24 protein-coding genes, 1 tRNA gene and 1 pseudogene are annotated in these 24,534 nt (G+C 63.6%); 21 read left to right on the top strand and 5 right to left on the bottom strand.

What is annotated here, in order from left to right; translation table 11 throughout:
• Window positions 1–927: pseudogene (locus tag DBR12_RS23000) on the bottom strand (hypothetical protein); the annotation flags it as partial.
• Window positions 887–3,814: a bifunctional glycoside hydrolase 114/ polysaccharide deacetylase family protein gene (locus tag DBR12_RS16475; RefSeq protein ID WP_108618240.1), complete on the bottom strand. Its 2,928-nt coding sequence runs from the start codon at window positions 3,812–3,814 to the stop codon at window positions 887–889. The gene DBR12_RS16475 and the pseudogene DBR12_RS23000, both read right to left, overlap by 41 nt.
• 126 nt (window positions 3,815–3,940) lie before the next feature.
• Here DBR12_RS16475 and galE point away from each other — a divergent pair, with 126 nt between their 5' ends.
• From galE to tatC, 10 genes are all read left to right on the top strand, one after another.
• Window positions 3,941–4,951, top strand: coding sequence for a UDP-glucose 4-epimerase GalE (galE, locus tag DBR12_RS16470; RefSeq protein ID WP_108618239.1), 1,011 nt, complete (start codon window positions 3,941–3,943; stop codon window positions 4,949–4,951).
• A gap of 90 nt (window positions 4,952–5,041) precedes the next feature.
• Window positions 5,042–5,821, top strand: a complete 780-nt coding sequence (gene hisF / locus DBR12_RS16465) for an imidazole glycerol phosphate synthase subunit HisF (protein WP_108618238.1) — start codon at window positions 5,042–5,044, stop codon at window positions 5,819–5,821.
• A 117-nt stretch (window positions 5,822–5,938) separates the two neighbouring features.
• Window positions 5,939–6,337, top strand: a complete 399-nt coding sequence (hisI, locus tag DBR12_RS16460) for a phosphoribosyl-AMP cyclohydrolase (protein ID WP_199226710.1) — start codon at window positions 5,939–5,941, stop codon at window positions 6,335–6,337.
• Window positions 6,338–6,342: 5 nt separating this feature from the next.
• Window positions 6,343–6,741, top strand: coding sequence for a phosphoribosyl-ATP diphosphatase (locus DBR12_RS16455; protein WP_108618236.1), 399 nt, complete (start codon window positions 6,343–6,345; stop codon window positions 6,739–6,741).
• Window positions 6,738–7,124 carry a hypothetical protein gene (locus DBR12_RS16450; RefSeq protein ID WP_108618235.1) on the top strand — a complete coding sequence of 129 codons (387 nt, stop codon included), beginning with the start codon at window positions 6,738–6,740 and terminating at the stop codon, window positions 7,122–7,124. Before DBR12_RS16455 ends, DBR12_RS16450 begins: the two co-directional genes overlap by 4 nt.
• Window positions 7,117–8,178: a patatin-like phospholipase family protein gene (locus DBR12_RS16445; RefSeq protein WP_108618234.1), complete on the top strand. Its 1,062-nt coding sequence runs from the start codon at window positions 7,117–7,119 to the stop codon at window positions 8,176–8,178. Before DBR12_RS16450 ends, DBR12_RS16445 begins: the two co-directional genes overlap by 8 nt.
• A 171-nt stretch (window positions 8,179–8,349) precedes the next feature.
• Window positions 8,350–8,706: a histidine triad nucleotide-binding protein gene (locus DBR12_RS16440; RefSeq protein WP_108618233.1), complete on the top strand. Its 357-nt coding sequence runs from the start codon at window positions 8,350–8,352 to the stop codon at window positions 8,704–8,706.
• A 106-nt stretch (window positions 8,707–8,812) separates the two neighbouring features.
• A complete protein-coding gene (gene tatA / locus DBR12_RS16435) occupies window positions 8,813–9,055 on the top strand; it encodes a Sec-independent protein translocase subunit TatA (protein ID WP_108618232.1) in 243 nt (80 codons plus the stop codon).
• A 62-nt stretch (window positions 9,056–9,117) separates the two neighbouring features.
• Window positions 9,118–9,579: a Sec-independent protein translocase protein TatB gene (gene tatB, locus DBR12_RS16430; RefSeq protein WP_108618231.1), complete on the top strand. Its 462-nt coding sequence runs from the start codon at window positions 9,118–9,120 to the stop codon at window positions 9,577–9,579.
• A 68-nt stretch (window positions 9,580–9,647) separates the two neighbouring features.
• Complete coding sequence (gene tatC, locus DBR12_RS16425; RefSeq protein ID WP_108618230.1) at window positions 9,648–10,442, top strand: twin-arginine translocase subunit TatC; 795 nt, start codon at window positions 9,648–9,650, stop codon at window positions 10,440–10,442.
• Between the two features lie 286 nt (window positions 10,443–10,728).
• Here the strand turns inward: tatC and DBR12_RS16420 are convergent, their stop codons facing one another.
• Window positions 10,729–11,880 carry a trypsin-like peptidase domain-containing protein gene (locus DBR12_RS16420; protein WP_108618229.1) on the bottom strand — a complete coding sequence of 384 codons (1,152 nt, stop codon included), beginning with the start codon at window positions 11,878–11,880 and terminating at the stop codon, window positions 10,729–10,731.
• A gap of 137 nt (window positions 11,881–12,017) precedes the next feature.
• Here DBR12_RS16420 and DBR12_RS16415 point away from each other — a divergent pair, with 137 nt between their 5' ends.
• Entirely contained in the window at window positions 12,018–12,785 is a 768-nt protein-coding gene (locus tag DBR12_RS16415) for a Nif3-like dinuclear metal center hexameric protein (RefSeq protein ID WP_108618228.1), read from the top strand.
• A 121-nt stretch (window positions 12,786–12,906) separates the two neighbouring features.
• Window positions 12,907–13,935 carry a 4-hydroxythreonine-4-phosphate dehydrogenase PdxA gene (gene pdxA, locus DBR12_RS16410; protein ID WP_108618227.1) on the top strand — a complete coding sequence of 343 codons (1,029 nt, stop codon included), beginning with the start codon at window positions 12,907–12,909 and terminating at the stop codon, window positions 13,933–13,935.
• A gap of 179 nt (window positions 13,936–14,114) precedes the next feature.
• Here pdxA and mscL read toward each other — a convergent pair whose 3' ends face one another.
• A complete protein-coding gene (gene mscL, locus DBR12_RS16405; protein WP_108618226.1) occupies window positions 14,115–14,546 on the bottom strand; it encodes a large conductance mechanosensitive channel protein MscL in 432 nt (143 codons plus the stop codon).
• Between the two features lie 151 nt (window positions 14,547–14,697).
• Between mscL and petA the strand changes: the two genes are divergently transcribed.
• The 6 genes from petA to DBR12_RS16375 all read left to right on the top strand — a co-directional run bounded on the left by petA (window position 14,698) and on the right by DBR12_RS16375 (window position 18,923).
• Window positions 14,698–15,297: a ubiquinol-cytochrome c reductase iron-sulfur subunit gene (petA, locus tag DBR12_RS16400; protein ID WP_108618225.1), complete on the top strand. Its 600-nt coding sequence runs from the start codon at window positions 14,698–14,700 to the stop codon at window positions 15,295–15,297.
• A gap of 14 nt (window positions 15,298–15,311) precedes the next feature.
• The gene (locus tag DBR12_RS16395; protein WP_108618309.1) at window positions 15,312–16,724 is read left to right on the top strand and encodes a cytochrome bc complex cytochrome b subunit; all 1,413 of its coding nucleotides are present in this window, start codon (window positions 15,312–15,314) and stop codon (window positions 16,722–16,724) included.
• Between the two features lie 17 nt (window positions 16,725–16,741).
• Window positions 16,742–17,503 carry a cytochrome c1 gene (locus DBR12_RS16390; RefSeq protein WP_108618224.1) on the top strand — a complete coding sequence of 254 codons (762 nt, stop codon included), beginning with the start codon at window positions 16,742–16,744 and terminating at the stop codon, window positions 17,501–17,503.
• Window positions 17,504–17,613: 110 nt separating this feature from the next.
• The gene (locus DBR12_RS16385) at window positions 17,614–18,225 is read left to right on the top strand and encodes a glutathione S-transferase N-terminal domain-containing protein (RefSeq protein ID WP_005794209.1); all 612 of its coding nucleotides are present in this window, start codon (window positions 17,614–17,616) and stop codon (window positions 18,223–18,225) included.
• 51 nt (window positions 18,226–18,276) lie between these two features.
• Window positions 18,277–18,798: a ClpXP protease specificity-enhancing factor gene (locus DBR12_RS16380; RefSeq protein ID WP_108618223.1), complete on the top strand. Its 522-nt coding sequence runs from the start codon at window positions 18,277–18,279 to the stop codon at window positions 18,796–18,798.
• A gap of 49 nt (window positions 18,799–18,847) precedes the next feature.
• Window positions 18,848–18,923, top strand: a tRNA-Thr gene (locus DBR12_RS16375).
• 44 nt (window positions 18,924–18,967) lie between these two features.
• Here the strand turns inward: DBR12_RS16375 and DBR12_RS16370 are convergent.
• Window positions 18,968–19,267, bottom strand: coding sequence for a hypothetical protein (locus DBR12_RS16370; RefSeq protein ID WP_108618222.1), 300 nt, complete (start codon window positions 19,265–19,267; stop codon window positions 18,968–18,970).
• A gap of 32 nt (window positions 19,268–19,299) precedes the next feature.
• Here DBR12_RS16370 and DBR12_RS16365 point away from each other — a divergent pair, with 32 nt between their 5' ends.
• From DBR12_RS16365 to argJ, 3 genes are all read left to right on the top strand, one after another.
• Window positions 19,300–20,262, top strand: a complete 963-nt coding sequence (locus DBR12_RS16365) for a M23 family metallopeptidase (protein WP_108618221.1) — start codon at window positions 19,300–19,302, stop codon at window positions 20,260–20,262.
• A 126-nt stretch (window positions 20,263–20,388) separates the two neighbouring features.
• Window positions 20,389–23,142: a preprotein translocase subunit SecA gene (gene secA, locus DBR12_RS16360; protein WP_108618220.1), complete on the top strand. Its 2,754-nt coding sequence runs from the start codon at window positions 20,389–20,391 to the stop codon at window positions 23,140–23,142.
• Between the two features lie 153 nt (window positions 23,143–23,295).
• Window positions 23,296–24,534 (top strand): bifunctional glutamate N-acetyltransferase/amino-acid acetyltransferase ArgJ, encoded by a 1,239-nt coding sequence (argJ, locus tag DBR12_RS16355; protein ID WP_108618219.1) that lies wholly within the window; start codon window positions 23,296–23,298, stop codon window positions 24,532–24,534.

Genomic DNA, 24,534 nt, shown 5'->3' with positions numbered 1-24,534 from the left:
GTCCGGGGGCTGGGCCAGCGCTACGCGCAGCAGCTTGCGCATGTAGCGGTCGGCCACATCCGGCCGGGCTGCCGCGCGTGCTAGCTGCACCATGCGCACCAGGGTCTGCGTGTCGTCCATCAGCGGGCCGATCTCGCGCTCGCCCAGCGCCAGCGCATCGGCCGGGCGGTTGCCCGATTGCAGCGCGTCTAGCGCGGCGTGGAAGTATGCCTTGGCGCGCACAGGGTCGGGCGTGACGCGCCGCGCCAGGATAAACAGCTGGGCGCAGGTGGCGTAGTCGGACACGCCCAGCGCCTCGCGGGCGGCCTGTTCGTACAGCAGGGCGGCCTTGGCCGGGTCGCGCTCCTGCTCGGCCATCTGGCGGTGCGTTTGCGCGCTTATGGCGGCTGCTGTTGCTGCTGCGGTGCTGGGGGGCTGGAAATGCGAGATCCAGCTGTCCAGCTGCACTTGCCGCTGGGTGGACCATTCGTGTTTAACCAGCTCCTGCAGCAGCGCGCGCAGCTCCTCGCGCTTGGCCTTGCGCGGCTCTTCCTCGTCTTCGGTGATGCCCCAGTACTCGGCTTGGGTCAGTTCCCAGCGTGCCCACAGCACCTCGCGCTGTACCTGCGGATCGGCGGACTGCAGCAGCGGCTGCAGCGTGGTACGCGCCTCGGGCAGTTCGCCCAGGATCATCTGCTGGTGCGCCATCAGCACACGCAGGCGCGTGTTGCCCGGGTCGCTGCGCAGCAAGTTGTGCAGGTAGGAGACGGAAAGTGCCACGTCCGCGCTGTCCACCGAGGCCGCCAGGCGGCGCTCCAGATCCTGGCGCGGGTAGAGCAGTACCAGCGCCCCTCCCACAAGGCTTGCGAGCACGGCGATCAGCCAAGCCGGAGCCAGGATGGGGCGCTCAGCGGGACGGGCACTGGATCTGGATGTCTGCGACAGCATGCGAGAGCTTGTACGACCGCGGTGGAGTGCCGGTACCGGACGATGGGGTGGAGCGGCCGGAGGCTTGCAGCGGCTGACTGTTGGCCTGGACCTGGCAGCCCTCTATACCGACCATGCTGAACTCCACAGGGTTGTGGCCGGTGAGCGTGAACGCCAGGCTTCGTCCGTCTGCGCCGGGTATCCATTGGGTCAGGCGGGCATTGGCGTCGTGCAGGTAGGGCAGTGCGCCGCCCTGTGTCTCGGCAGGCTGGGGTGGTTGGGTGCGCAGCCGTGCGCTGGGGCCGGTCAAGTGCACATAGGTGCCCTCGGGGCCGCTTCGCCATCCGGCCACGCCATGGCTGCCGGTCAGGCTCGGTGTGCCCAGTGCGGGCGGCAGGCGCAGCGTGCGCAGGTCGCCATCGCCGCGGACGCGCCAGCCGCTACCCTCGCGTGCCACGGCGTAGGCGTGCCAGTCGCGCACCTTGCGGATGTATTCGGAAGGGAATACCGGGTGCAGCGGTTGCGCCAGGGCCCAGCCGTAGACCTTGTGTAGCGCGGTAAGGCCGGCGCGCTTGCTGGCTGAATAGGTGTGGTAATAGATGTCTACCGGCTTGAGGCGCCGGGGCTTTTCGGTCATGTCGAAGGTCTGCAACACCCGCTCGAAGCCGTAGTACGGGCCCTTCCACAGGTTGGTGTAGATGTTTTCGTTGGTGATGGGCGCATACACCTGTAGGTAGCCGTTCTTGGTGATGCCCAGGGGGCCGATCTGTGTCAGCGAAGGCACGTTGTGGCTGATGGAGGTGTCGCCGCCGTTCATGTTCAGCAGGCCAGCGCGTTCAGTGATCTCCAGGGCCTCGGCGTCGGGGGCGGTGTCGCCCGACCACAACAGTATCTTGACCTTTTTGCCAGGTGGTGCCAGGCGCTGGTTGATGTAGTCGCTCGAGCCCACGATCTCGCGCGTGAGGTCCATGGTGTAGCCCGGCACGTTCAGGCTCATGGCCGCTTCCGACTTGTCGCCGAACACGCCGTGGCGGACCGTGTGGTCCCATAGGAAGGGGTGGGAGAACGTGTGGCTGGCCAGCTCGACGTGCGGCAGGCGGAAGATCTTCCGCGCCACGTCCTCGAGTTGGGGGGCGATGTCTGGGTACAGGCCATGCGGCGCGGTCTCGGATTCGATCACTGATACCGCGTGCGGGATGCTGCGGTATTTCTCGATGATCTCGGTGCGCATTACCTCGGCAGCGAAGGGGCTGCCGGGCAGTTCGGCGCGCGAGGGGAAACCGTCGCCGTCGATGTGCGCGAACAGCATGCGGCGGCCGTTTTCGGTGGTGGTGTCGGGCACCGGCATGGGTGGCAGCCGCAGGCTACGCGCCAGCAGTGCGAAGGGGTCCACCACCCAGCGGTAGTACTCCGTGCCAGGGATTTCCGCTGTGACGAAGGGCGTGGACAGGAAGCCGCCCCAGGGCAGGATGGCGCCAGCCACGTAGTTCTGGCCGCGTTGGTCGCGCAGCTCGATCAGCGATTCGGCGTCCGGGGCCTGGGGTGCGGCGCGGCCGCCCGCCCAGTTGTACCGTGGCCCTGCCAGGGGCTCGGGTTCGACCTCGTAGCCCAACAGCGGGCTCTTGCGCAGGATCTGCTGGCGCCCGCTGGGCGGCGTGGGCGCGGCCTGCACGCCCAGGCGTTCGCCCAAGGCCTTGGGCAGTTGGAAGCCAAAGTCCCCCAGCACCAGCAGGGGCACGCGGTCATCCAGCCGTGCCTGCAGCCAGCGCACCAGCTGCGTGGTCTTGTCCTCGGCGACATAGCCATTGAACCAGGTCACGATGCCCGCGTAGCGGTCCTGCGAAGCGGCGGGCGGCGTGCCATCGCGGATGTCGGCGAAATCCACCACATAACCCAGGTGGTTCAGCGGCATCTGCAGGAAGCGGTGCGCCTGCGAGTAATTGATGGAAGGCGTCTCCGCGCCGTTGTAGACCACCAGCACCCGGCGTGGCACGGGCTCGATGCTGCCCACGCCCACCGAGGACAGCGCGCCATCCGTCACCCAAGGGGTAAATCCGTCGGCTTGGATGCGTTCGGCCGTGGCGCGCGCGAGGGCGCGGTCGTTCGGCGGCACGTAGTCGATCACCAGCGCTGACAGACCATCGCGTTTGCGTAGGGTGCGCAACTGGCCCAGCAGCCACTGTCGGTCCTGCTCCTTGACGGCTTCATAGCGCTGGGTACGCGGGTTCCAGCCCTGGTACAGCGACTCCGCCGCCACCATGCGCACCTTGTCGCGTACCCGGGGCGCCACTTCGAAGCCGCGGTTCATGATGAGCGCAATGCCCGGAAAACGCTGGTGCAGGGTCTCGATGACGCGCACCACGCCGCGCTGCTGGGCCTCCTCGTCGAATTGGGTGGCCAGGCGGTACGAATCCAACGTATCGAGGAAGAAGCCACGATAGCCGCGCTCCCACAGTGGCGCCACAACGCGGCTGGCAAAAAAGTCCGGCCACTGTTCGGGTGTCTGGTCGATCACCTCGGACTTCCAATCGCCATTGCGCGCCAGCTTCCAGGCGGCGGGAATGTCCTTGTAGTCCGGCCGAGTGGGGAGTACCTCGGCCACCGACACGTAGGCATATGCTTGTGTGCCGGGCATGCGCGGCGGCGTGGCGGTGGCAGCGTGACCGGGGTCCACCACCAGTAGGTCGAAGGCACGGAATTCACTCAGCGGCACCGTGGAGCCGTAGTACAGCGCCACGGCGGGCGTTGCCGCCAAGCCGGGCTGGGGGGCCCACGCGGCGCCAAGCAGACCCAAGATCGCCAGCCAGTGCCGCCAGCGGTGGTCGCTGGTGCGCACGGCGTAGGGCTGTGCAGAGGGCCGGATGGCGTCAGAATATGCCGTGGCGAGAGAATTCGTAACCAAATACATCAGCGCGATTCTAGGGACGAGTTGATTACCAAGGTTGATTGGTTAACGATAGTTAATAGTTTTTACAATGCTTACTTTGTGTACTCCGGCATGCTCGGGAGCACACCATAACAAGGAGTAGAAATCTTGATTCTTGTCACCGGCGGCTCGGGCTACATCGGATCTCATACCTGCGTGGCACTGGCTGCGGCGGGTGAGCGGTTTCTCGTTCTGGACAACTTCTGCAACAGCCGTACTTCGGTGTTGGAGCGCGTGGGCCGCATCATCGGCCGCACACCGGCCAGCGTGCGGGGTGATGTGCGCGATGCGGACTTTTTGCGCGAGGTTTTCGCCAGCCACCCCATCAAGGCCGTGATCCATTTTGCGGCTCTCAAGGCAGTGGGCGAATCCGTGCTTGAGCCGTTGCGCTACTACGACAACAACGTGAGCGGCACGATCACCCTGCTGAGCGCCATGCGCGAGGCCGGTGTGCGCACCCTGGTGTTTTCCTCGTCGGCCACTGTGTATGGCGACCCCGCCACGGTGCCCGTGCGTGAGGATTTTCCCTTGTCGGCCACCAACCCCTACGGCCACACGAAGCTGATGATGGAGCAGGTGCTGGCCGATGCTGATACCGCCGAGCCCGGCCAGTGGCGCATCGCGCGGCTGCGCTACTTCAACCCCGTGGGGGCGCATGAGAGTGGCCTGATCGGCGAAGACCCCCAGGACATTCCCAACAACCTGTTGCCTTACGTGGCCCAGGTGGCTGCGGGCCAACGCGAATGCCTGAGCGTCTATGGTGGCGACTACCCCACGCCCGATGGCACGGGCGTGCGCGATTACATCCATGTGTGCGATCTGGCTGACGGCCATGTGGCGGCGCTGCGCTATCTGCGCCAGCATCCGGGCGTGCTCACCGTCAACCTGGGCACGGGTCGACCGGTTTCGGTGCTGGAGATGGTGCGCGGTTTCGAACTGGCCAGCGGGCGCTCCGTGCCCTACAAGGTGGTGGCGCGCCGCCCGGGCGACGTGGCGCAGTGCTGGGCCGATCCGGCCCTGGCGCAGCAACTGCTGGGCTGGCGCGCACAGCACGGCAGTGAACGCATGTGCCAGGACGCCTGGCGCTGGCAGGACGGCGTGGCGCGCACGCTGTCCTGAGCGCCTACGGGCGCGGGCCGCCCGGCCGTGGTATCTTGCGGCCGCTCCCTACCCCCCCTGCCGATTCCCTTCTGAACCTTCCCCACTGCCATGCTTGCCAAACGCATCATCCCCTGCCTCGACGTTACCGGAGGCCGTGTGGTCAAGGGCGTCAACTTTGTCGAACTACGCGACGCAGGCGACCCGGTCGAAATTGCCGCGCGCTACAACGCGCAGGGCGCCGACGAGCTCACATTCCTGGACATCACCGCCACCAGCGATGGCCGCGACCTGATCCTGCACATCATCGAGGCCGTTGCAAGCCAGGTGTTCATTCCGCTGACCGTGGGTGGCGGCGTACGCACAGTGGAAGATGTGCGCCGCCTGCTGAACGCGGGTGCCGACAAGACCAGTTTCAACTCCGCCGCCATTGCCAACCCCGATCTGATCAACGCCGTCTCGGCCAAGTACGGCGCGCAGTGCATCGTGGTGGCCATTGACGCCAAGCGCCGTCAAGGCGACGACGTGGCCGCGCGCGGAGATGGCTGGGATGTGTACAGCCACGGTGGGCGCAAGAACACCGGCCTGGACGCCATTGCCTGGGCCACCGAGATGGCGCGCCGGGGCGCGGGCGAGATCCTGCTGACCAGCATGGACCGCGACGGCACCAAGTCCGGCTTTGATCTTGCTCTCACGCGGGCTGTTAGCGATGCTGTGAGTGTGCCAGTGATCGCCTCGGGTGGCGTGGGCAACCTCGACCACTTGGCCGACGGCGTGCAGCAAGGTGGCGCCGACGCGGTGCTGGCCGCCAGCATCTTCCACTATGGCGAATACACCGTGGGTCAGGCCAAGGCCCGCATGGCTGAGCGCGGCATTTCGGTGCGTCTTTGAGCGCGTGCTATTGAACGTGTAGCTGCTTGCGCTTGATTGGATGGAAGAGCGCTGGAAGCCAAAAATGCTTCAAATCCTCAGGGGGCGGCCCACCCCGGGGAGATCAAATCGCCGACAATCCCCTTCATGAACTGGCTCAACGAAGTGAAATGGGACGCGCAGGGCCTGGTGCCCGTGATTGCGCAAGAGCAGGGTACGGGCGACGTGCTGATGTTTGCGTGGATGAACCGCGAGGCACTCGAAAAAACGGCCGAACTTGGCCGCGCCGTGTACTTCAGCCGCTCGCGCAGCAAGCTGTGGTTCAAGGGCGAAGAATCGGGCCATGTGCAAACCGTGCACGAGATCCGCCTGGACTGCGACAACGACGTGGTGCTGCTCAAGGTCACCCAGCTCGGCCACGAGCCCGGCATCGCCTGCCATACGGGCCGCCACAGTTGCTTTTTCAGCGTGCTCAAGGACGGCGCCTGGCAGCCGGTCGATCCGGTCTTGAAAGACCCCGAATCCATCTACAAATAGCACCCATGAGTTCCAACGATTCCCTCGCCCCTGCGTCGCAAGACGCGCTCGCGCGTTTGGCCGCCGTCATTGAAAGCCGCAAGCCTGCCAATGGCGGCGACCCTTCGACTAGCTATGTCTCGCGCCTGTTGCACAAGGGGCCGGACGCCTTCCTCAAGAAGATCGGCGAAGAGGCCACCGAAGTGGTGATGGCGGCGAAGGATGTTGACCACGGCGCCGACAAATCCACGCTGGTGTACGAGGTGGCCGACCTGTGGTTCCACTCCATGGTGGCGCTGGCCCACTATGGCCTCACGCCCGCCGACGTGCTGGCCGAGCTGGAGCGCCGCGAAGGCACCAGCGGTATTGAAGAAAAAGCCTTGCGCAAGGCTGATGCGCGTGCCAGCCAGGAGGGTTCTTCATGAGCGATGTTGTCGATGTGCAGACCAACGACGAGAAGGCCGAAGACCTCAAGGCCGTAGGCTGGGTCAGCTACATCCTGCACCTGATCGTGGCCGTGGGTGCGGTCATCCCCGGTGCGCAGCCCGGCGCGGCATTGCTGCTGATTGCGCTGGTGCTCGACCTGGTGAAGAAGGGCGACGCAGAAGGCACCTGGCAGGCGAACCACTTTTCGTGGCGCATCCGCACGGTGATCTGGGCGGGCGTGCTCTACATCGTCACGGCACCGCTGTGGCTGCTGTTTTTGCTGCCGGGCTGGATTGCCTGGGCGCTGATTTCGCTCTGGTTCCTGTACCGCATCGTGCGCGGCATGGTGGCCATGAACAAGAGCCAGGCGGTGGATGCCTGAAACTCCTGCAGCAGCCCCCGGATCGCCGCTGCCGCGCCTGAACCTGGCCCTGCAGGGCGGTGGTTCGCACGGCGCGCTCACGTGGGGCGTGCTTGACGCGCTGCTCGAAGACGGGCAGTGGCACTTCGACGGCGTGAGCGGCACCAGCGCAGGTGCCATGAACGCCGTGGCCCTGGCCCATGGTTTTGCCCGGGCCGCGCATGAACACAAAGACCCTCAAGACGCCCACTTGGCGGGCTGCCAGCAGGCGCGCGAGACACTGACCCGCCTGTGGGAGGGGGTGGGCGCGCTGGGCAGCCTGCTGTGGGGCTCACCCCTGTCGGTAGCCAACCCCATGCTGGGCATGATGAGCCGGTGGCTCTCGCCCTACCAGACCAACCCCCTTGACATCAACCCGCTGCGCCGCCTGCTGGAGCGCGAGGTGGATTTCGACCTGCTGTGCACCGCGCGCCGCGCCGCCAGTGCTGCGGGCGGTCCCTCTGTGTTTGTGTGCGCCACTAATGTGCGTACGGGGCGTGGCGAGATTTTCTCGGGGCCTCGGCTCAGCGCTGATGCGGTCATGGCCTCGGCCTGCCTGCCGCTGCTGTTCAAGGCGGTGGAGATTGACGGCCAGCACTACTGGGATGGCGGCTATTCAGGCAACCCGGCGCTGCACCCCTTGATTTACCAGACCGAAACCTCCGACATCCTGCTGGTGCAGATCAACCCTATCGAGCACCTGGAGCTGCCCCACACCGGCCCCGAGATCATGGAGCGCATGAACGAGGTCACCTTCAATGCCAGCCTGCTGGCCGAGATGCGCGCCATCGAGTTCGTGCGCCGTCTGCTGGCAGAGGGCAAGCTGGACCCGCGACGCTATAAAAGCGTGCGCATGCACCGCATCGACGGCGGCGCCGTGCTTGCGCCCTTTGGCGCCGACAGCAAGACCCGCGCCGACCTGACTTTTGTGCGCAAGCTGTTCGACCTGGGCCGTACTTCGGGGCAGGAATGGCTGCTGGCCCACCGCAAGGACGTGGGCGTGCGGCCCACCATCAAGATCGCTGAAAATGCGTGATGCTCTCCCTGAGTCGCTGCGCGCCTTCCCCCGTCCTTCGGCAGGGGGACGCCACCCGTGGCCTGGCAAAGCCAGCTCCACGGTGGCGCTGGCCTGGGGCGCGACGGTTTCAATGGCTTGCCGGCCAAGCAGCGCCCGGTTATCAGTTAATTTCGTTCTGACATTTTTCCCATGCACGATCCGAACTGCCTCTTCTGCAAAATCATCGCGGGCCAGATTCCTTCGAAGAAGGTCTATGAGGACGAAGAAATCTTCGCCTTCCACGACATTCACCCCTGGGCGCCGGTGCACTTTCTGATGGTCCCCAAGCTGCATATCCCTTCGATGGCCCAGGTCACTGCCGAGCATGCGGGCGTACTGGGGCGCATGATGGCGCTGGCGCCGAAGCTGGCGCTCGAACAAGGCTGCAACCCGTACCCCGAGGGTGGCTTTCGCGTCGTGGTAAACACTGGCCTGGAAGGCGGGCAGGAAATTCACCACCTGCATGTCCATGTCATGGGCGGTCCTCGCCCATGGCTCAAAGGCTGACCCAGGCTGACGGCGCAAGCCGGTAGTTTCTCGCTGGGGAGCGTGTGCGCCGAACTCCGGTCACAGCCCCCGTCTAAAATGGTTGCAATTCGTTAGGAGATATTCCATGGGCTCTTTTTCCATCTGGCACTGGCTGATCGTGCTGCTGATCGTTGTGATGGTGTTTGGTACCAAGAAGCTCAAGAACATGGGCTCCGATCTCGGGGGCGCTGTCAAGGGCTTCAAGGACGGCATGAAGGACGGCGGCTCGGCTCCAGACACCGCTGCAACGCCCCCTGCCGGCCAGGTGGCCAACAGCCAGGCCGCAGACAAGACCACCATCGATGTTGAAGCCAAGCAAAAAAGCTGAGCTGGTGTGGCCGCTGACCAGCACACGCCGCACTCTGTTGTGCCTTTGCGCTTGATCCATCCATGATTGATATCGGCCTGTCCAAAATGGCGCTGATCGGTGCCGTGGCGCTGATCGTTATTGGCCCCGAAAAACTGCCGCGTGTGGCCCGTACCGTGGGCACCTTGCTCGGCAAGGCCCAGCGTTATGTGTCCGACGTGAAGGCCGAGGTTAACCGGTCCATGGAGCTGGACGAGCTCAAGAAGATGAAGGACACGGTGGAGAGCGCGGCGCGCGATGTGCACAACTCCATCCAGACCAGCGCCAGCGAGTTCGAAAAGGACTGGGCCGACGCCACCGACACGGCCAGCGCCGCGCTGAGTGAGCAGACCACGGTGGTGCCTGCCTACAAGCACCCGGGCAAGAACTGGCGCCTCAAGCGCGGCGCTGTGCCCCAGTGGTACAAGGCCAAAAGTGGTGTGCGCACCAAGGCGCAGTCGGGCGCGGCGCGCGTGGCCCGCTACCGTCCCCAGAAATTCCATTGACGATGACGCCGCGCAGCCTACTGTGCGCGGCGCTGCATGGGCGCCCTGCGCGCACCTGAAAACCCACCATGTCCGACACCCCCACCAAAGAAGACGAGCTGGCCGGAACCGAGCAGCCGTTTGTTCAGCACCTGATGGAGCTGCGCGATCGGTTGGTCAAGGCCATCATTGCCATCGCCATTGCGGCGGCGATCCTGTTCTTTTTTCCCGGCCCAGGCGCGCTGTACGACTTCCTGGCGGCGCCCCTGGTGGCGCACCTGCCCAAGGGGGCCACGCTGATCGCCACCTCGGTGATTTCGCCTTTCATGGTGCCGCTCAAGATCTTGCTGATGTCGGCCTTTCTGCTGGCGCTGCCGTTTGTGCTGTGGCAGGTGTGGGCCTTTGTGGCGCCTGGGTTGTACTCGCACGAGAAAAAGCTGGTGCTGCCACTCGTGATCTCCAGCACGCTGCTGTTCTTCATCGGCGTGGCGTTTTGCTATTACCTGGTCTTTGGCCAGGTGTTCGCGTTCATCCAGAGCTTTGCACCCAAAAGCATCACGGCCGCGCCTGACATTGAGGCCTACCTGAGCTTTGTGCTGTCGATGTTCCTGGCGTTTGGCCTCGCGTTCGAGGTGCCGATTGCCGTGGTGGTGCTGGCCCGCATGGGTGTCGTCAGCGTTCAGAAGCTGCGCGAGTTCCGGGGCTACTTCATCGTGATCGCGTTCGTGATCGCCGCCATCGTCACCCCGCCCGATGTGGTGTCGCAGCTGTCGCTGGCCATCCCCATGTGCATTCTGTACGAGGTGGGCATCTGGGCCGCGCAGATCTTCATCAAGCACACCAAGGCGCCGGAAGAAGCGGAAGAGTCCGCCTCGGCTTCCTGATTTTTTCCTGGCCGTCTGAATCGAAGCGTTGGTTTCCGCTGGCGGCGCGCACGCTGCGCAGCGGGGCAGGGCAATCAAGATCGAGAGAAGCCGGTCTGCGCTGCTTGTGCGATCCTTGTGGCTGGTTTTCTGAATGAAATTGGCCGTTTCCGCGCATCCATAAACGACTTGCTGCTATATTTTGTATAGCATTTTGGCGTGCCAACGGTTTGACCGTGGCCGCCTTGCAGCGCCGCGGCCCCCTGGGCGCAACATGGGCCCGAAGGCCCGTCTGTCGCCTTTGCGTTTACCGCCGGATGTTCCGCTGCTGCGGCCGGGGGCGCACGCCGGGGTTGATGCTCAGCTCCACCAGCTTGTCCCCCCGCTGCACGTTGAAGGCCGAACTGGTGCCCGGCTTGAGGGCGGCCACTGCACTCAGCAGCTCGGACACATTGCCCACGTTTTTGCCGTCTACCCGCACGATCACGTCGCCGGGCCGCATGCCGGCCTGGGCTGCGGGGCCGTCCTGCAGCACGCCGGTGATGATCACGCCCTCGGTGGCTTTCTTCACGCCAAAGGTTTCGGCCAGCTCGGGCGAGAGTTCGTTGGGCTCCACGCCGATCCAGCCGCGTGTGACCTGGCCGTCCTTCACGATGCCGTCGAGCACCATGCGCGCCGTGGACACCGGAATCGCAAACCCGATGCCCATGCTGCCGCCTGAGCGCGAGTAGATCGCGGTGTTGATGCCCATGAGGTTGCCATTCACGTCCACCAGCGCGCCGCCCGAGTTGCCGGGGTTGATGGCCGCGTCGGTCTGGATGAAGTTCTCGAAGGTGTTGATGCCCAGCTGGCTGCGGCCTAGTGCGCTCACGATGCCGCTGGTCACCGTCTGGCCCACGCCAAAGGGGTTGCCGATGGCCAGCACCTGGTCGCCCACGTCCAGGCCGTCGGAATTGCCCAGCACGATCACGGGCAGCTTGTCGAGTTCGATCTTGAGGATGGCCAGGTCGGTGTCGGGGTCGGTGCCAATCACGCGCGCACGGGCGCGGCGGCTGTCGGTGAGCGTGACTTCGATCTCATCGGCGCCCTCGACCACATGGTTGTTGGTGAGGATGTAGCCATCGGGGCTCACGATCACACCGCTGCCCAGGCCTGCCTGCGCTTGGCTGCCCTGGTCACCAAAGAAGAACTGGAACCAGGGGTCGTTGCTGCGCGGGTGGCGAACTTCCTTGCTGGTGTTGATGCTGACCACGGCGGGCGCGGCCTTGCGTGCTGCGCTGCTGAAGCTTCCCGCTGCGGGCTGGGAGGGCGGCGTGGCCGGTGCCTCCAGCAGCGCAATGCCGGCCCCGGAACGTGTGGTGCCCCGGCCGAGCCAGTCGGGTTGAAGGGTGGCAACAACAAAATAAGCCGCAACGAACACCGTCACGGTCTGGGAGAACAGCAGCCAGAGTCGTTTCATGAAATTCACGTCCAGATGAACGTACAGGTGGTGGGTGGGGTGGGGGCCGAGCGTGGCTTCAGCGGGCGGCGCCAGGCCGTCTCCTCGGCGGCATTGTCCCCCATGTGGGGGCATGGGGCCCGCGCGACAATAGCGGCATGAGCATTTCACGCCACCAACTTTTGCAGGCTTTCGACGACCTGCTTCAGCCCGAACGCTTCAAGGACTATGGCCCTAACGGCCTGCAGGTCGAGGGCAAGGCCGAGATCCAGCGTGTGGTGAGCGGCGTGACCGCCAGCCGTGCGCTGATCGAGGCCGCCATCGCCGCCCGCGCGGACGCTATCTTTGTGCACCATGGCCTGTTCTGGCGCGGGCAGGACGGCCGCATCACGGGCTGGATGAAGCAGCGGCTGCAGCTGCTGCTGGCATACGACATCAATCTGTATGCCTACCATCTGCCGCTCGATGCCCATGCCGAACTGGGCAACAACGCGCAACTGGGCCGGGTGCTGGGTTTCGCGGCCGATGCGCGGTTTGGCGAGCAAGACCTCGGGTTCTCCGCCCCGGCGGCTTTTGCCGACGGCAAGGCCCTGGCCGACCACGTGGCACAGGCGCTGGGCCGCGCCGTGACGCTGGTGCAGCCCGCAGCCACAGGTGGCGCGCCATCTCGTCCCGTGCGCCGTGTGGCCTGGTGCACGGGGGGCGCCCAGGGGTATTTCGAGCCGGCGATTGCCGCAGGTGCCGATGCGTTCATCACTGGCGAAATCTCCGAACCCCAGGCCCACCTGGCGCGCGAGATGGGCGTGAGCTTCATTGCCGCCGGGCACCACGCCACCGAGCGCTATGGCGCCCCCGCCGTGGCTGCCCATGTGGCGGCGCATTGCGGGCTGGAGCACCAGTTCATCGAGGTCGACAACCCAGCGTAGCCGCCTGTGGCGCCGTGGTGTTCCATCGCTGCGGAACCTGGCTGCAGATAGGATTTACTCACTTATTCATAGCTGCCAAGGCTTGCTGATAGCGCGGTAGCGGCAAAAAATCTTCAAAAAAATGCACACCATTGCTGTCACCCAGGGAGACCCCGCCGGTATCGGCCCCGAGATCGTGGCCAAGGCCTTTCGCGACGCACCTGAGGTGCTGCGCCATTGTTTTGTTGTGGGCGATGTCGCTACGCTGCGGCGCGCCGCCCAGGCCATTGCGCGGCCGGGCGTCGGGGGCTTGCCTGTGGCGCAGATCAGTGCACCCCAGGAGGTGCTGACCATGCCTCCGCGCTGCGTGCCCGTGCTGCCGGTGCAAGGCATCCCCGGTCCTCAGCCCTGGGGCCAGATCAGCGCCGCAGCGGGGCGAGCTGCAGCTGACTGCGTGGTCTGGGCGGCCCGTGCGGCCTTGCGCGGCGAGGTAGCGGCGCTGGTCACCGCGCCTGTGCACAAGGAGGCGTTATCCGCTGCGGGCGTGGACTTCCCGGGGCACACCGAGCTGTTGCAGGCAGAGGCTGCAGTCCACCAGGGGGTGCCGCTGACCCGCATGCCCGTGCGCATGATGCTGGCCAACGACGAGCTGCGCACCGTTCTGGTCAGCATCCATGTGTCGCTGTGCGAGGCGATTGCGGCAGTGACGCGGGACAACGTGCTGCAGACGCTGCAGATCACCCATGCCGCGCTGCAACGCAGCCTGGGCCGCGTGCCGCGTATCGCAGTGGCCGGGCTGAACCCCCATGCGGGCGAGGGGGGGCTGTTTGGCCGCGAGGAGCTGGAGGTGATCGCCCCGGCCATTGCTGCGGCACGAGCCCGGGGGCTGGATGTGCATGGCCCGTTCGCGCCCGACACGGTGTTCATGCGCGCGCGCAGCACGCCGCAGCGCCCGGGCGAGTTTGATGTGGTGATCGCCATGTACCACGACCAGGGGCTGATCCCGGTGAAATACCTGGGTGTGGACAAGGGCGTGAATGTGACGCTGGGGCTGCCCCTGGTGCGCACCAGCCCTGACCACGGCACGGCCTTTGACATTGCGGGGCAGGGCGTGGCCGATGCGGCCAGCCTCATCGAGGCGGTGCGCATGGCGCGCCAGCTGTCCGAGTAGCGGGTCGGTGTTTCTGCTGCACGTCACCCAGGATGCGGGACGCGCGCAGTCTGTGCCACCGGCGCGCCCTGGGCCTGCGTCCCCGCGCAAGGGCCGCCCCGCCGCGCTGGGGGTGTCCCTCTCTCGCATGGCGCAGCCATGCGAGAGAGGGGGAAGGCGCGAAGCGACTCAGGGGGTGTTTATTTCTTCAAGCTGTCCCGGATCTCGCGCAGCAGCACGATGTCCTCTGCAGGGGCGGCAGGTGCCTCGGGCGCGGGGGCAGGGGCTTCGCGCTTGAGGCGGTTGATCTGTTTGATCATGATGAAAATGATGAACGCCAGGATCAGAAAGTTGACGGCTACCGTCAGGAAGTTGCCATAGGCGAACACCGGCACGCCAGCCTTCTTGAGAGCATCCAGTGTGGTGCCCGTGCCAGGCGGAATCGTCCCCAGCACCACAAACAGGTTGGAAAAATCAAGCTTGCCAAACACCAGGCCCACCACCGGCATGATGAGGTCGGACACCACCGAATCCACAATCTTGCCGAAGGCGCCGCCGATGATGACGCCCACGGCGAGATCTACCACGTTGCCCTTGACAGCAAACTCCCTGAACTCCTGCATCATCCCCATGTTGTTGCTCCTTGTGTGAATGGATGTTGATGTGGGAGTATTGCTCAGCTCTATGGGCTGTCAAGACAGACAGCTGCGTTGAAATAACCATTTTCACTCCGCTACAATTCGCGGTTGACCCCAATCTAGCGATGATCAATCGAGGATCCCCATGAGTGACACTCCAATCGACTCCAGCAAGCGGACGTGGATCATCACGTCAGCATGTGCTGGTGCGGTGGGCGGCGTGGCAACCGCCGTCCCTTTCGTGAGTACCTTCCAGCCCTCCGAGCGCGCAAAAGCCGCCGGGGCTGCGGTGGAGGTGGATATCTCCGCCCTTAAGCCTGGAGAAAAAGTCACCGTGGAGTGGCGCGGCAAGCCCGTCTGGATCATCAAGCGCACCCCCGAGCAGTTGGCAGAATTGCCTAAGCTCGACGGGCAGCTGGCTGACCCCAAGTCTGAGCGCAACCCCTCCGAGCTGACCCCGGAATACGCTCGCAACGAAGCGCGCTCCATCAAGCCCGAAATTTTTGTGGGTGTGGGCATCTGCTCGCACTTGGGTTGCTCGCCTTCCGATAAGTTCCAGCCCGGCGCCCAGCCTTCGCTGCCCGACGACTGGAAGGGTGGTTTCCTGTGCCCTTGTCACGGTTCCACGTTCGACATGGCCGGCCGTGTGTTCAAGAACAAGCCCGCACCCGACAACCTCGAAGTGCCTCCCCACATGTACCTGTCCGATACGCGCCTGCTGATCGGTGAAGACAAGAAGGCTTGAAGGAGCACGACGACATGGCTGAATTCAAGGAAATCTCTCCCAACGCCTCGGCGGGCGCCAAGGTCACGAACTGGTTCGAGAACCGCTTCCCGACAGCGTTCGATGCCTACAAGGTTCACATGTCGGAGTACTACGCTCCGAAGAACTTTAACTTCTGGTACATCTTCGGCTCGCTAGCGCTGGTGGTGCTGGTGATTCAGATCGTGACCGGGATCTTCCTGGTCATGCATTACAAGCCCGACGCCAACCTGGCGTTCGCTTCGGTCGAGTACATCATGCGCGATGTGCCCTGGGGTTGGCTGATCCGCTACATGCACTCTACGGGTGCTTCGGCGTTCTTTGTGGTGGTGTATCTGCACATGTTCCGTGGCCTCATCTACGGAAGCTACCGCAAGCCGCGCGAGCTGGTCTGGATCTTCGGCTGTGCGATCTTCCTGTGCCTGATGGCCGAGGCCTTCATGGGCTACTTGCTGCCCTGGGGGCAGATGTCCTACTGGGGCGCCCAGGTGATCGTGAACCTGTTCGCTGCCATTCCCTTCATTGGTCCTGATCTGGCGCTGCTGATCCGCGGCGACTATGTGGTGGGCGACGCCACGCTGAACCGCTTCTTCAGCTTCCACGTGATCGCCGTGCCGCTGGTCCTGCTGGGCTTGGTGGTGGCGCACTTGCTGGCACTGCACGATGTGGGTTCCAACAACCCCGACGGCGTGGAAATCAAAGGCCCCAAGGCGCCCAAGGATGCCAACGGCAAGCCGCTCGATGGCGTGCCTTTCCATCCCTACTACACGGTGCATGACATCTTCGCGCTGAGCATGTTCCTCATGGCGTTCACGGCCGTGGTGTTCTTCGCGCCCGAGTTCGGTGGCTACTTCCTCGAATACAACAATTTCATCCCAGCCGATCCGCTCAAGACGCCTGCGCACATCGCGCCGGTCTGGTACTTCACGCCGTTCTATTCGATGCTGCGTGCCATCACCACCGAGATGATGTATGCCCTGATCCTGTGCGTGGTTGCAGCTGCAGGTTTTGGCGTGCTCAGGGCCAAGCTGCCCAGCTTCATCAAGGCCGGGATCGTGGGTGTGGCCCTCGTGGTCGTGGCCATGATGCTGTCTATCGATGCCAAGTTCTGGGGTGTGGTCGTGATGGGTGGTGCCGTGATCATCCTGTTCTTCCTGCCATGGCTGGATTACAGCCCTGTCAAGTCGATCCGCTACCGCCCCGACTGGCACAAGTACCTGTACGGTATCTTTGTGATTAATTTCTTGATCCTGGGCTATCTGGGTGTGCAACCTCCATCGCCAATTGGCGAGCGCGTGTCGCAAGTGGGCACCCTGTTCTACTTCGGCTTCTTCCTGCTGATGCCCTGGTGGAGTCGCATTGGGGAAACCAAGCCCGTGCCTGACCGCGTGACCTTTGTGGCGCACTGAGCCTGGAGACAACAACAATGAAGAAAATCATCCTCACGTTGATCGCCGCTGTGGGCCTGGTTGCCGGTGCCGCTCATGCTGCTGGTGGCGACACCATCGCCTGGGACAAGGCACCCAACAAGACCAATGACCTGGCTTCGTTGCAAAATGGCGCCAAGGTGTTCGTCAACTACTGCTTGAACTGCCACTCGGCAGCTTTCATGCGCTTCAATCGCCTGCGTGATATCGGTTTGACCGAGCAGCAGATCAAGGACAACTTGCTGTTCACGACCGACAAGGTCGGCGAGACCATGAAGGCGTCCATCGACCCCAAGCAGGCCAAGGAGTGGTTTGGCGCCAATCCGCCCGACCTGACGGTGATCGCACGTTCGCGCGCCGGCCATGGCGGCACGGGTGCGGACTACCTCTACACCTTCCTGCGCACCTTCTACCGTGATGAGACCAAGGCCACGGGCTGGAACAACCTGGCCTTCCCGAGCGTGGGCATGCCCCATGTGCTGTGGGAAATGCAGGGCGACCGCCGCCCTGTGTTTGAAGAACATGAAAGCCATGGCCACAAGACCCAGGTCTTCAAGGGCTGGGAGCAGGTCAAACCCGGCACGATGACCCCGCTGCAGTTCGACCAGACTGTGGGTGACTTGGTGAATTACCTGCAATGGATGGGTGAACCTGCCCAGAACACCCGCGTTCGAGTTGGCGTGTGGGTGTTGATCTTCCTGGGTGTTTTCACCGTCATTGCCTGGAGGCTGAACGCAGCCTTCTGGAAGGACGTGAAGTAAACAGCACGAGCCATAAATCCCTGACAAGGCGCCCCTCGGGGCGCCGCTGGATTGTTTGCAGAGTGGGCGCTTTGGGCTCCCACTCTTTTGATTTTTAGGAGCCTCCCACCATGATGGTGCTTTACTCGGGTACGACCTGTCCCTTCTCCCACCGCTGCCGTTTTGTCCTGTTCGAAAAGGGCATGGACTTTGAAATCCGCGATGTGGACCTGTACAACAAGCCCGAAGATATCAGCGTGATGAACCCTTATGGCCAGGTGCCTATCCTGGTCGAGCGTGACTTGATCCTGTACGAGTCGAACATCATCAACGAGTACATTGACGAGCGCTTCCCCCATCCGCAGCTGATGCCTGGCGATCCTGTGGACCGCGCCCGCGTGCGCCTGTTCCTGCTGAACTTCGAGAAAGAGCTGTTCGTGCATGTGAACACGCTCGAATCGCGTGCGACCAAGGGCAACGAAAAGGCTCTGGAAAAGGCCCGCGCCCATATCCGCGACCGCCTCACGCAGCTGGCCCCCGTGTTCCTTAAGAACAAGTACATGCTGGGTGACAACTTCTCCATGCTGGACGTGGCCATCGCCCCGCTGCTGTGGCGCTTGGACTACTACGGCATCGACCTGTCGAAGAACGCGGCTCCTCTGCTCAAGTACGCCGAGCGTATCTTCTCGCGCCCGGCCTACATCGAGGCGCTGACGCCTTCCGAGAAGGTCATGCGCAAGTAATCTGCGGCCTGCCCACTTCCTTTTTTACCCACGCAGCAGCCATCCATCGACATGACCGCACAGGAATCGACCTCCACGCGCCCCTATCTCATTCGTGCCTTGTACGAGTGGTGCACCGACAATGGGCTCACGCCCTATCTGGCCGTGCGTGTGGACGATTCCGTGCAGGTGCCGCGCGAGTACGTGAAGGATGGCGAGATCGTCCTGAACATCAGTTTTGATGCCACGAGCGCGCTGCAGCTGGGCAATGACTTCATCGAGTTCAAAGCCCGCTTTGGTGGCAAGCCTCGTGAAATCCTGGTGCCTGTAGGCCGGGTGATTGCGATCTATGCCCGAGAAAACGGTCAGGGCATGGCCTTCCCTCCGCCGGTGGATATGCTGACGGGTGGGGATGTTTCTTCAGTGCTGGCGCCCGCACCCGCAGTGCCTGTGGCAGCTGCGCCAACACCATCGGATGACCGGGTGGTTCAGTTGGTGGGAAGCGATGAAGGCGGCAAAGATGAAGGGGGTGATGCCCCCCGCCCGCCCCCAGCGTCAGGCGGGGCTCGGCCCTCACTCAAGCGCGTTAAATAGCACTGTTTCCGATTTTTGGGCCACATTTACAGGATAAAATGCGGCCTTCGCCGGTTTAGCTCAGTTGGTAGAGCACCCGCCTTGTAAGCGGTAGGTCGTCAGTTCGATTCCGACAACCGGCACCATTTTTCTTGCTTTTCTCTGCATTCCCTGGTTCTGGCGTTGGCCGTCAGGTTTGAACTTTCAGGCGAATCGCGTTAACCTCCCACCCCCGGCTGCGCAAATGCGCCTGCAAAGCAGGCAGTAGTTGGCGTATTTTTGCCGCCGCAGCATTGCTCTTGACCAGCAGGCACCAGCTGTCCCCATCGATGGGGCCTGCCTGGATGGCTGGACGCAAGGCTGCGGGTATCAGCAATTCAATGGCCTTGAGCCGATCACTGGAGTCGCGTGTCAGTGCTGTCAGCCTGGCCAGCGTGGGGGATTCCGCGCTGGCTTGCTGCACGGATACAGCGTGATGGCGGCGATTCATGGTGTGGCGTCTTCGGGCGTGGGGAAATCGTAGTGCATTTGATTATCACGGACGCCAGGTTGGCGCGCAGCCGGGCCATTCATCTGTCTGGTACCCGTCTGCTCTTGGTGGGCCTTGCGGTTTCGCTGTGCCTCATGTTGGTAGCTGCGACCTTGTACCACTGGGTCTTTTTGAAAGGTGCGCGCGAAGGCTGGCCTGTTGTTGGCTCTCTGGTGCGACTGGTGGTCAAGGATGAATTTGCAGAACGCGACCGATTCATGCGCGCCAACCTGGATGCCATGGCGCGCCGCGTGGGCGAGATGCAGGCCCGCATGGTGCAGCTGGAGTCGCTGGGTGAGCGTGTGCTGGGCCTGGCGGGTATGGCGCCGGGGGATATCCAGAAAGCCGATGCGCGCGGCGGAGCGCTGGTGAGTGCCCGCAACCTGTCCATGGAAGAGCTGCAAACCACCCTTGATGAACTGGAGCGCCTGACCAACCAGCGGGTGGATTTGATGACTGTGCTCGAATCCCGTTTGTTTGACCAGCACATCCGCAAGAAGATGGTGCCCACACATGCGCCCGTGACAGGGCGGGCTGCGGGGTCGGGGTTTGGCTGGCGCCTGGACCCGATCACCGGCCAGTCGGCCTTGCACACCGGCCTGGACTTTCAGGCGGACACAGGAACCCCCATCCTGGCGGCTGCAGGGGGCGTGGTTGTGACGCAGGAATACCACCCAGCCTACGGCAACATGATCGAGGTGGACCATGGCAACCAGCTGGTCACGCGTTATGCTCATGCCTCGCGTACCCTTGTGAAGCAGGGGGATATAGTGCGCCGAGGCCAGAAGATCGCTGAAATCGGCACGACAGGGCGTTCTACGGGGCCACATCTACATTTTGAGGTGCTGGTGCAAGGGGTTTTTCAAGACCCCCAGAAGTTTCTGAGTGCGGGGGGCACGTCCACCAATGCGCAGGTGGTGGCTGCACAAGGGACTGGACCCACACAGGGCAGGTAAAATCGCGGGTCCGGTGTTCATTGCCTGGGTTGCAAACCTGGCCAAAGGACCCACCTGAACTCAATTCATCTTAGGGATTTCGGTCGCTTGGCGCGCTGATTGCAGCGGGCAGGCGGTCCTGTTCGCATGGCCACCAACTTCCTCACCAAAATATTCGGCAGCCGCAATGACCGGCTCCTCAAGCAGTACCGCAAGACGGTGTCACGCATCAATGCGATGGAGCCCGAGTACGAGAAGCTGTCGGACGAGCAGCTCAAGGCCAAGACGCAGGAGTTCAAGGAGCGCGTAGCCAAGGGCACGTCGCTGGACGACATCCTCCCCGAAGCCTTTGCAGTGGTCCGCGAAGGCTCCAAGCGCATCATGAAGATGCGCCACTTCGATGTGCAGATGCTGGGCGGCATGGCGCTGCACTACGGCAAGATCTCAGAAATGCGCACGGGCGAGGGCAAGACGCTGACCGCCACGCTGCCGGTGTACCTCAATGCCCTCTCGGGCAAGGGTGTGCACGTGGTGACGGTGAACGACTACCTTGCTAACCGCGATGCACAGTGGATGGGGCGCCTGTACAACTTCCTGGGCCTCACGGTGGGCATCAACCTGCCCAATATGCCCCGCGAGCAGAAGCAAGAGGCCTACCGCGCCGACATCACTTACGGCACGAACAACGAATACGGCTTCGACTACCTGCGCGACAACATGGTCTATGAGGCCGCTGATCGTGTGCAGCAAGGCCTGAACTTCGCCATCGTCGACGAGGTGGACTCCATCCTGATCGACGAGGCGCGCACGCCCCTGATCATCAGCGGCCAGGCCGAGGACCACACCGCGACCTACATCGCCATGAACAAGGTGGTGCCCCTGCTGGTGCGCCAGGAAGGCGAAGCCGACCCCCGCACGGGCGAGGGCGTGACCAAACCCGGCGACTTCACCGTGGACGAAAAGAGCCACCAGGTGTTCCTGACCGAACAAGGCCACGAGACCGCCGAGCGCGTGCTCGCCAGCCATGGCCTGATTGCCGAAGGCGCCTCGGTGTACGACCCAGCCAACATCACGCTGATGCACCACCTTTACGCCGCGCTGCGTGCCAACCACCTGTATCACCGCGACCAGCACTATGTGGTGCAGAACGGTGAGATCGTGATCGTGGACGAGTTCACCGGCCGCCTGATGTCGGGTCGCCGCTGGAGCGAAGGCCTGCACCAGGCCGTGGAAGCCAAGGAAGGCCTGAAGATCCAGGCCGAGAACCAGACGCTGGCTTCCATCACCTTCCAGAACTATTTCCGCCTCTACAGCAAGCTCGCTGGCATGACCGGCACGGCTGACACCGAGGCCTACGAGTTTCAGGAAATCTACGGCCTCGAAACCGTGGTCATCCCGCCCAACCGCCCGAGCAAGCGCGACGACCAGCTCGACCGCGTCTACAAGACCACCCGCGAGAAGTACGAAGCCGCCATCAAGGACATTCGTGAATGCCACGAACGTGGCCAGCCGGTGCTGGTGGGCACCACGTCGATCGAGAACTCCGAGATCATCGACCAGCTGCTGATCAAGGAAAACCTGCCGCACCAAGTGCTGAACGCCAAGCAGCACGCCCGCGAGGCCGACATCGTGGCCCAGGCGGGGCGTGCCGGCATGATCACCATTGCCACCAACATGGCAGGCCGCGGCACTGACATCGTGCTGGGCGGCAACATCGAAAAGGATGTGGCTGCAATCGAAGCCGACGAGACCTTGTCGGAAGCCGACCGTGCAGCCAAGGTGGCCGCGCTGCGCGAGCAGTGGAAGGTCGACCACGAGAAGGTCAAGGCCTTGGGCGGTCTGCGCATCATCGCCACCGAGCGCCACGAGTCCCGCCGCATCGACAACCAGCTGCGGGGCCGCTCCGGCCGCCAAGGCGACCCCGGTTCGTCGCGCTTCTACCTGAGCCTCGACGATTCGCTGATGCGCATCTTTGCGGGTGACCGTGTCAAGGCGATCATGGACCGCCTGAAGATGCCCGATGGCGAAGCCATCGAAGCAGGTATCGTGACGCGCTCCATCGAGTCGGCCCAGCGCAAGGTGGAAGCCCGCAACTTCGACGTCCGCAAGCAATTGCTGGAATACGACGATGTGGCCAACGACCAGCGCAAGGTCATTTACCAACAGCGCAACGACATCCTTGACGCTTCCGATCTGTCGGACGTGATTGCAGCGATGCGCGAAGACTGCATGACCGATCTCGTGCGCCAGTACGTGCCCGTCGAATCGGTGGAAGAGCAGTGGGACCTGCCCGCCCTGGAAAAGGTGCTGGCCGAAGAGTGGCAGGTGTCGATTGCGTTGCAACAGGAAGTGCAGGGTGCGAGCAGCGTCACCGACGACGAAATCCTGGAAAAGGTGCTGCTGGCTGCCAACGCCTCGTTTGATACCAAGGTAGAGCAGGTGGGCCGCGACAACTTCACGCAGTTCGAGCGCGTGGTGCTGCTGCAGAACTTTGACTCCAACTGGCGCGACCACCTCTCTGCGCTCGACTACCTGCGCCAGGGCATCCACCTGCGCGGCTACGCACAAAAGCAGCCCAAGCAGGAATACAAGCGCGAAGCCTTCGAGCTGTTCCGCCAACTGATCGACCAGGTCAAGAACGAGGTCACCAAGATCCTCATGACCGTGCAGATCCAGTCCCAGGCCCAGCTGGACCAAGCCGCACAGGACATGGAAAGCCGCGCCGAGAGCATCGCCAACGTGACCTACACCGCCCCCACGGAAACGGGCGAGGTGGAGACCACGGTCGATGCCCAAACAGTGGGCCAGGCCCTGCCGGAGGGCATCCGCGTGGGCCGCAACGACCCCTGCCCCTGCGGCAGCGGCAAGAAGTACAAGCAGTGCCACGGCAAACTCGCTTGATCACCTGATCTACACAACACGGGCTTCGGCCCGTGTTTTCATTGGCGCGCCACGGTTTTCCGGATAATCGGCCGCAGTTTTCATTGACGGATGCCTGCGCTGCACAGCCGCGATGCATTCGACTCCCTTCCCCCGATAGAAAGGCCCTGTCCCATGCCTGTGAATCTCGTTGCCCCTGTAGCCGCCGATCTGTACCCGATTGCTGGCGTTCGTATCGGTGTTGCCGAAGCCGGTGTCCGCAAGGCCAACCGCAAGGACCTGACGGTCTTCCTGCTGGACGAAGGTGCCAGCGTGGCAGGCGTGTTCACTCAGAACCGGTTCTGTGCGGCCCCGGTTCAGATCAGCCGCGAACACCTGAGCCAACAACAAGCAGGCCAGTCGATCCGTGCCATGGTCATCAACACCGGCAACGCCAACGCGGGCACGGGTGCGGACGGCCTGGCGCGTGCGCGCTCTACCTGCATTGCACTCGCGCGGCAACTGAGCGTGGCGCCTGAGCAGATCCTGCCGTTTTCCACCGGCGTGATCATGGAGCCCTTGCCCAACGACCGTATCGAGGCGGGCCTGCCTGCTGCGATTGCCGATGCGCAGCCCGGCCACTGGGGCCGTGCAGCCGAAGGCATTATGACCACGGACACGCTGCCCAAGGCCTTCTCGGCGCAGGCGCAGATTGGCGGCGCCACGGTATCCATCACCGGCATCAGCAAGGGCGCGGGCATGATCCGCCCCAACATGGCGACCATGCTGGGCTTTCTGGCCACCGACGCCTGCGTGGCCCCTGCCGTGATGCAGCAGCTGGCGCGCGAGCTGGCCGATGGCTCCTTCAATCGCGTGACCATCGACGGCGACACCTCGACCAACGACTCTTTCGTTGTGGTGGCCACCAACAAGGCCGCGCACGCGCCCATCACGTCGCTCGACAGCGCCGAGGGCCAGGCGCTCAAGGCCGCGATGCTGGCTGTGTCGCAGAAGCTGGCCCAGGCCATCGTGCGTGATGGCGAAGGCGCCACCAAATTCATCACCGTGCGGGTGGAAGGCGGCAAGACGGGCGATGAGTGCCGCAAGGTGGCCTATGCGATTGCCCATTCGCCCCTGGTCAAGACCGCCTTCTTTGCCAGCGACCCGAACCTGGGCCGCATCCTGGCAGCCGTGGGCTATGCGGGCATCGACGACCTGGACCAGACTGGCATCGACCTGTACCTGGACGACGTGCATGTGGCCGTGCAGGGCGGTCGCAACCCCGCCTACCGCGAGGAAGACGGCCAGCGCGTGATGAAGCAGGCCGAGATCACCGTGCGCGTGCTGCTGGGCCGTGGCGAGGCTGCGGACACGGTGTGGACCTGCGATTTCAGCCACGAATATGTGACGATCAACGCGGACTACCGCTCCTGA

Origin of the sequence: Acidovorax sp. HMWF029 (assembly GCF_003060895.1) — a bacterium.
Lineage (GTDB): Bacteria > Pseudomonadota > Gammaproteobacteria > Burkholderiales > Burkholderiaceae_C > Acidovorax.
The sequence above is the reverse complement of the archived record's forward strand: the minus strand, read 5'-3'. Positions and strand labels throughout refer to the sequence as shown.

What these genes read in the sequence shown, in the direction of transcription:
- DBR12_RS16475 (WP_108618240.1), bottom strand. Translation starts at nt 3,814, where the DNA reads ATGTATTTGGTTACGAATTCTCTCGCCACGGCATATTCTGACGCCATC.
- hisF (WP_108618238.1), top strand. Translation starts at nt 5,042, where the DNA reads ATGCTTGCCAAACGCATCATCCCCTGCCTCGACGTTACCGGAGGCCGT.
- DBR12_RS16455 (WP_108618236.1), top strand. Translation starts at nt 6,343, where the DNA reads ATGAGTTCCAACGATTCCCTCGCCCCTGCGTCGCAAGACGCGCTCGCG.
- DBR12_RS16450 (WP_108618235.1), top strand. Translation starts at nt 6,738, where the DNA reads ATGAGCGATGTTGTCGATGTGCAGACCAACGACGAGAAGGCCGAAGAC.
- DBR12_RS16445 (WP_108618234.1), top strand. Translation starts at nt 7,117, where the DNA reads ATGCCTGAAACTCCTGCAGCAGCCCCCGGATCGCCGCTGCCGCGCCTG.
- DBR12_RS16440 (WP_108618233.1), top strand. Translation starts at nt 8,350, where the DNA reads ATGCACGATCCGAACTGCCTCTTCTGCAAAATCATCGCGGGCCAGATT.
- tatA (WP_108618232.1), top strand. Translation starts at nt 8,813, where the DNA reads ATGGGCTCTTTTTCCATCTGGCACTGGCTGATCGTGCTGCTGATCGTT.
- tatB (WP_108618231.1), top strand. Translation starts at nt 9,118, where the DNA reads ATGATTGATATCGGCCTGTCCAAAATGGCGCTGATCGGTGCCGTGGCG.
- tatC (WP_108618230.1), top strand. Translation starts at nt 9,648, where the DNA reads ATGTCCGACACCCCCACCAAAGAAGACGAGCTGGCCGGAACCGAGCAG.
- DBR12_RS16420 (WP_108618229.1), bottom strand. Translation starts at nt 11,880, where the DNA reads ATGAAACGACTCTGGCTGCTGTTCTCCCAGACCGTGACGGTGTTCGTT.
- DBR12_RS16415 (WP_108618228.1), top strand. Translation starts at nt 12,018, where the DNA reads ATGAGCATTTCACGCCACCAACTTTTGCAGGCTTTCGACGACCTGCTT.
- pdxA (WP_108618227.1), top strand. Translation starts at nt 12,907, where the DNA reads ATGCACACCATTGCTGTCACCCAGGGAGACCCCGCCGGTATCGGCCCC.
- mscL (WP_108618226.1), bottom strand. Translation starts at nt 14,546, where the DNA reads ATGGGGATGATGCAGGAGTTCAGGGAGTTTGCTGTCAAGGGCAACGTG.
- petA (WP_108618225.1), top strand. Translation starts at nt 14,698, where the DNA reads ATGAGTGACACTCCAATCGACTCCAGCAAGCGGACGTGGATCATCACG.
- DBR12_RS16395 (WP_108618309.1), top strand. Translation starts at nt 15,312, where the DNA reads ATGGCTGAATTCAAGGAAATCTCTCCCAACGCCTCGGCGGGCGCCAAG.
- DBR12_RS16390 (WP_108618224.1), top strand. Translation starts at nt 16,742, where the DNA reads ATGAAGAAAATCATCCTCACGTTGATCGCCGCTGTGGGCCTGGTTGCC.
- DBR12_RS16385 (WP_005794209.1), top strand. Translation starts at nt 17,614, where the DNA reads ATGATGGTGCTTTACTCGGGTACGACCTGTCCCTTCTCCCACCGCTGC.
- DBR12_RS16380 (WP_108618223.1), top strand. Translation starts at nt 18,277, where the DNA reads ATGACCGCACAGGAATCGACCTCCACGCGCCCCTATCTCATTCGTGCC.
- DBR12_RS16370 (WP_108618222.1), bottom strand. Translation starts at nt 19,267, where the DNA reads ATGAATCGCCGCCATCACGCTGTATCCGTGCAGCAAGCCAGCGCGGAA.
- secA (WP_108618220.1), top strand. Translation starts at nt 20,389, where the DNA reads ATGGCCACCAACTTCCTCACCAAAATATTCGGCAGCCGCAATGACCGG.
- argJ (WP_108618219.1), top strand. Translation starts at nt 23,296, where the DNA reads ATGCCTGTGAATCTCGTTGCCCCTGTAGCCGCCGATCTGTACCCGATT.